Origin of the sequence: Novacetimonas hansenii JCM 7643 (assembly GCF_000964405.1) — a bacterium.
GTDB lineage: Bacteria > Pseudomonadota > Alphaproteobacteria > Acetobacterales > Acetobacteraceae > Novacetimonas > Novacetimonas hansenii.
Genome location: NZ_BANE01000236.1, coordinates 1 through 5,621 on the forward strand (window position 1 = coordinate 1; position 5,621 = coordinate 5,621).

Annotated in this window: 3 protein-coding genes and 1 pseudogene; 1 reads left to right on the forward strand and 3 read right to left on the reverse strand. The window is 57.9% G+C overall.

Translation table 11 applies throughout. The annotated features are described in order from the left end of the window. Positions 1 to 164: 164 nt before the first annotated feature. From B7G66_RS13910 to B7G66_RS13920, 3 genes are all read right to left on the reverse strand, one after another. The gene (locus B7G66_RS13910) at positions 165 to 968 is read right to left on the reverse strand and encodes an NAD kinase (protein ID WP_003616495.1); all 804 of its coding nucleotides are present in this window, start codon (positions 966 to 968) and stop codon (positions 165 to 167) included. A 710-nt stretch (positions 969 to 1,678) separates the two neighbouring features. Then, entirely contained in the window at positions 1,679 to 2,821 is a 1,143-nt protein-coding gene (locus tag B7G66_RS13915; RefSeq protein WP_003616497.1) for an aminotransferase class I/II-fold pyridoxal phosphate-dependent enzyme, read from the reverse strand. 135 nt (positions 2,822 to 2,956) lie between these two features. Beyond that, positions 2,957 to 4,330 (reverse strand): purine-cytosine permease family protein, encoded by a 1,374-nt coding sequence (locus tag B7G66_RS13920; protein WP_003616500.1) that lies wholly within the window; start codon positions 4,328 to 4,330, stop codon positions 2,957 to 2,959. A 471-nt stretch (positions 4,331 to 4,801) separates the two neighbouring features. Here B7G66_RS13920 and B7G66_RS13925 point away from each other — a divergent pair. Continuing rightward, a pseudogene (locus B7G66_RS13925) lies at positions 4,802 to 5,311 on the forward strand (hypothetical protein); the annotation flags it as partial. Positions 5,312 to 5,621 lie beyond the last annotated feature (310 nt).

Sequence of the window (5,621 nt, forward strand, 5' to 3'; positions counted from 1 at the left end):
GCTTTTTCTAAAAAGCTTCAGAAGACGCCGCCTTTTTGAAAAAATTCGACCCCCAAAAACTTTTCCCAATTCCAGCATGTTCATGGACCTGTCTTTTAGGGAAAAGACGGCATCCAGACATTTTCATGACTTCTCTATCAACCCGATATTTGGAAAATCGATGTTCAGGTCGTGAACTGTTCGGCAATGATCCGTTCGGACAGGCTCTGCCCCGGATCAAACAGCAATGTCGTATGCCGGGTGCGATCTTCTTGTATCTCCACAGACATGACATCGCGGACTTCGGTAAAATCCGCCACAGCCGCGACCGGTCGTTTGTCAGGTTCCAGTATGGTGAACCTGACCTGTGCCGTTGACGGCAGCAACGCGCCCCGCCAGCGCCGGGGACGAAAGGCACTGATGGGCGTCAGCGGCAACAGATTCGCCGACAGCGGGACGATTGGCCCATGCGCGGACAGGTTATACGCCGTCGAACCGGCAGGCGTCGCGATCAGCACCCCATCGCAGATCAGTTCCGCCAGACGCTGTCGCCCATCGACATCAATGCGGATCTTGGCGGCCTGACGCGTCTGACGGAACAAGAAGACATCATTCAGGGCCAGAGCCTCCGTCACCATGCCATCGCGGGTGGTTGCGCGCATGCGCAGGGGATGAAGGACAGCCTCCTGCGTGGTGGCAAGATGAGCTGGCAGGTTTTCTGGCACGGTCGGGTTCATCAGGAAACCAACCGTGCCGCAATTGATACCATAAACCGGAATGTCACGATCCAGCGCGATATGCAGGACCTCCAGCATGAATCCATCCCCACCAAGGCAGACCATGGCGTCAGCCTGGGCCGGGGGGGTCTGCCCATACTGGTGGGTCAGGCGTTCAAGCCATGCCTGCGCGCTGTCATTGGGGGCCGCGACAAAGGACAGGCGTGTGGGCAGGTATCCGTCCTGCCAGCGGGAGGCAACGGCTTCGGTCATGCAGCGTGCCGCCATGCCGTCAGGCACCGCATCACACGGGCCATCGCATCACCCCCCGGCACAGTGGCACCCGCCACCACAGCCAGAAGCGTCGGAAGGAAGGTCGTGCGCATCGGGAACTCCATAAGGCTTGCAGCGCAGGGAAACGACAGGAAAGCAAATGACAGGGGACACGAAACCGCCAGCCAGGCCCGCGATAGTAGGATGCCCCCATCAGATTGCGCAACATATCTGCGCCACGCACAACGTAATTCGCGTGACACCATGCCAAAAACAGTCAAGAAACCGTTTCAAAATAACGCATTGGCGCGGAACAACAAACGTTCCCTGAGAGAGTGTCTGAAAACAGGGCATTGATAAAAAAACAAGAAACGTTTTTGGGTGGCGACTTTTTTCAAAAAGGCTTCGTCTTCTGAAGCTTTTTGAAAAAAGCTTCACCAAAAACTTTTATAATTTCAGGATGTTATTGAGCCTGATTTTTCAAAGACCCTCTGATATTATATTTTCAAAAATATCCAGAATATATTTAATATTTTCAAATACCACTTCCTGGAACCGATCATCTCCCCACCTGACAGAAATCTTTTAAAGCCGTTGGGAAAACAAAAATTCATAAGGAATGGTAACATTCCCTGAATGTTGGATTTTATATAAAGGCAACAGGTTTCAAAGATTTCATCATTCCGGCCTGTTATTCCCCTCCTGTCTTTTCAAACCGCCTTTCTGTCCCCTGCCTGCGCCAGCACTGCGGACAGATGCGCAAGGAACCGTTCATTATCATGCGGCAGGCCGACGCTGACCCTGATCCAGTTTTCGAATCCCTTTTCCTTCCACGGTTTGACAATAACCCCATGGCGCAGCAATGCACCCGCCACATCCATGGCGTCATGCGCGGTGCGAAAGAACAGGAAATTGGTATGGGCAGGCGCGACAAACAGGCCCATGGCCCGCAGGGCGGCGGCCATGCGGGCACGCGATGCCACCGTACGGGCCACGCAGGCGCGCATATGATCGGGGTCCGTCAGGGCGATGGTGGCCATTTCCTGCGCGGGCATGGTGGTATTGAACGTATCGCGCACGGTCTCCAGCACAGACGCGACCTCAGCCGAGGACGCAAGCGCATAGCCGATACGCAGGGCGGCCAGGCCATATGCCTTTGAAAAAGTGCGCAGGCACAGCCACGGCCGCCCCTGTTCACGCAGGATGGCGCGCGCATCGGGATAATCGGCATCTATTTCGGCATATTCACGATACGCCTCATCCACCACGATCAACGTCCGGGGCGAACATGCCGCGATGACCCGACGCAGGGCATCCGCCGTCATCATGCAGCCGACAGGATTGGACGGATTGGAAAAGATCAGGATCTTGGCCGGGCGCGACAGGGCATGGCACAGGCCGTCGATATCGAACTCTGCCCCTGGCGTGACCGGCACCGCATCGACCACCGCCCCCATCAGCAGCGGATGTATTTCATGCAGGCCAAAGGCAGGACGCACCGTCACCACCCGTTCCCCCGGTGACAGCCATCCTTCCGCGATCATGCGGATGATCTGTTCCGACCCATTGCCAATGACCACACGGTCGGGGGCGATGTCGTTGAAACGCGCGATCCCTTCACGCAGGCCGGTCGCCCCGGCATCGGGATAGCGGAAAAGACGCTGTGCCAGCGCGGGCCACTGCCGCAGTACCTCGGGCGAGGGACCATACGGATTTTCATTACTGCCCAGCTTGCTGATTTCCGACACGCCAAACCGGCGCTTCACCGCATCTTCGGACAGGCCCGCATTATAGCGGGGCAGCGTCCTGACCTCGGGGCGGCACAGGGTCTGATGGTCGATCGTCTCCGGCATGGTCTGTCCTGTTTGCGTGCAACGCCCGGGCAGCGGGCGGAAATATACGTGATACCACCGGCGCGACCGGCGGCAGGGCTGGTCCGTGTTTCCTGGCAGGAAACACAGGTGGGGGCAAAAGGGCGCGATCGCCTGTCAGGCGGCCTGCCGCCGCGATGCGCGCGTGCTTCCGCCACGATACAGCACCACATACACCACCGTGGTGACGATCAGGCTGACCAGCCACGAGATATCAACCCCATGCAGCATTGGCAGCAAGAACCCCATATACAGGTCATTTTTCAGGAACGGCAGTTCCACCAGCACCCCCACGACATAGGACAGTACGGCAGGCATGTTGAAATAGCCGTAACATCCCCCATCGACACGAAAAAACGAGGCAACGTCATAATCCCCATGACGCAACAGGTAATAATCGGTCAGGTTGATGGCCGTCCACGGCACGATGACCGCCATCAGGATATCAAGGAACGCGGCATAGGATTTCATGAAATTGGCGCTCATGCCAAACGCCATCACCAGCGCTAGCGCCACAAGGCACAGCGTGACCACGACGCGGCTGATCATCGCGGGATGCCAGTCGGGACGAAAGGTCTGCACCACCGTGATGGTCGATAACGCGCCGCAATACACCCCCATCGCATTGCCCAGCGTAATCGCCAGCGACAGAACCACCAGCACGATGCCAGCCCCCCCGCCACATAACCGCGCCAGTGCCTCCACCGTGGTCAGGTCCGACCACTGGCACGCCAGCACGATCCCCAGCATCATCGGCAGGATGGTGCCAAGGACCGTACCCGCATAGGTCGCGATGAACGTGTTGCGCACCGATACGGCACTGTTGGGCAGGTAACGCGACGAGTCCGAAACATAGGGGGCATACGCAACCTGCCACAGGGCGGAGACGGAAAATGCGCTGAAGATCCCCGCGACCGAACCATGCATATCCATCAGCATCCCGCCCGAAAACCGCCACAGCCCCAGCGCGATGCACAACAGGACCACCCCACCGGCCAGCCAGCTTACGACCTTGGAAATCACATGGATCGCGCGATATCCCATACAGCACGGCACAAGGCTGACGCCCGCGATGGTCAACACCCCCACCGTACGGTTGAGGCCCGGAAGCGCCTGCACCAGCGCCTGCCCCCCCACGACATAATTGGACGCGGCAAAGCCGACATACATCACGATCACCAGCAACACGATGGGAACCGCACCATAGGACCCGAACTGGCCCCGGCTCTGCACCATCTGCGGCACGCCAAGCATCGGCCCCTGTGCCGCATGCAGGGCCATGAAGACCGCGCCCACCATATTCCCCGCCACCGCCGCCAGCATGGACCACCCGAACGACAGCCCGAAAACCGTTGGCCCCAGCGCACCGGTCACGACCGTCAGCAATGTCATGTTGGTGCTGAACCAGACGCTGAAGAGATCGCTGACACGGCCATAACGCTGGTCTTCGGGTATCTGGTAGATCGTATGCGTCTCAAACGTCGCGGCCATGGGCGCAGCCCCCCTTCATTCTCTTCTTGAAACATTACACGGATGGCACGGCAACCGCATCCATGGCTTCCTTCTGTTTCGATGCCCGTTATGAAGACATCCCGCCCGAAAGCAATATCATACGGCAATCCGGCGCAACGTGCCCCCCGGGGGAACGCCATGGCCCTGTCCCCCGCGCCTCATCACATGCGCCCCATCATGGGTCATGCGACACGCATCCATTTTGCCCGATATGGCAGCGCAAGGAAAACACACGCCCCACCTGCCATGACACCGGCACGCACGATAACGACGCCGGGGCACGGGACAGCCGCACGCGGCATGGGGGACAAGGCAGGGGAAATACGGACACAGGGGGAAAACGGATGCAGGGGGAATATGCAAGTCAGCCTACCGGTTTTACAATCTCGCCCTGGCTTCCCATCCTGCTATATTTCCATCACGGGCGTGTGAGAACAAAGGGAGAAGCACGTGAGCCATACATGGGGCGATTTTCAGGCCGTCGTACAACTGTCGGCAGGGCTGAATGTCGCCATTCTCAGCTTTGTGGACATCAGCCTGCCCGCGATCAAGGAACGGCGACGCACCTTTGCCAAGGCCCAGCAGGAACTTGACATGCATCGAAGTGCGCCGGGCAAGGTTACAAGTGCCGCACAGCTTGAACATGACTGCCAGGTGGAGGAAATGAACGAAAAGCTCTACCTGCTGTGGCAGCAATCCCTTGCATTCAGTAACGAAGAAGATTCCCTGATCCATTATACGGGCATCCTCGGCTTCCTTGGCGCCGCACTCAGCCTTGTCCTGCTGTGGTATTCGGCGCAATGTTACGATGACGTCATAAGCGTGACGGGCAAGACCGTGATCGGGCTGTCGTTCTGCTCCCTCATCGGGGCGTTCGTCATCAATTTCATGACGGCCTCCCAGGCGGGCGTTTATACCAAGAAATGCAACCAGATCCGGCAGGAAATGCACCAGACGCTGGGAATCGCAACGGCCCCCACGCCGGGCGCATCCCCGGCCCCGGCCACACATACGGACGCGGCCTCAGCGGAAACGCCATCAGCGGAAAACTGAGGATCGTTGCATATTTTCCGGGGGCCGCAGCCTGCTACGATTACGCGGCCGCCCTGATGCGTTTGGATCAGCGCGTCATCAAAAACATTTCATATGCATGATGATGGTCTTTCATGACAGTCCGCACAGAGAGTATTTGAAAACACATCATTGAAAAAACAGGAAAAGGTTTCGGGTGCCGCCTTTTTTCAAAAAGGCGGCGTCTTCTGAAGCTTTT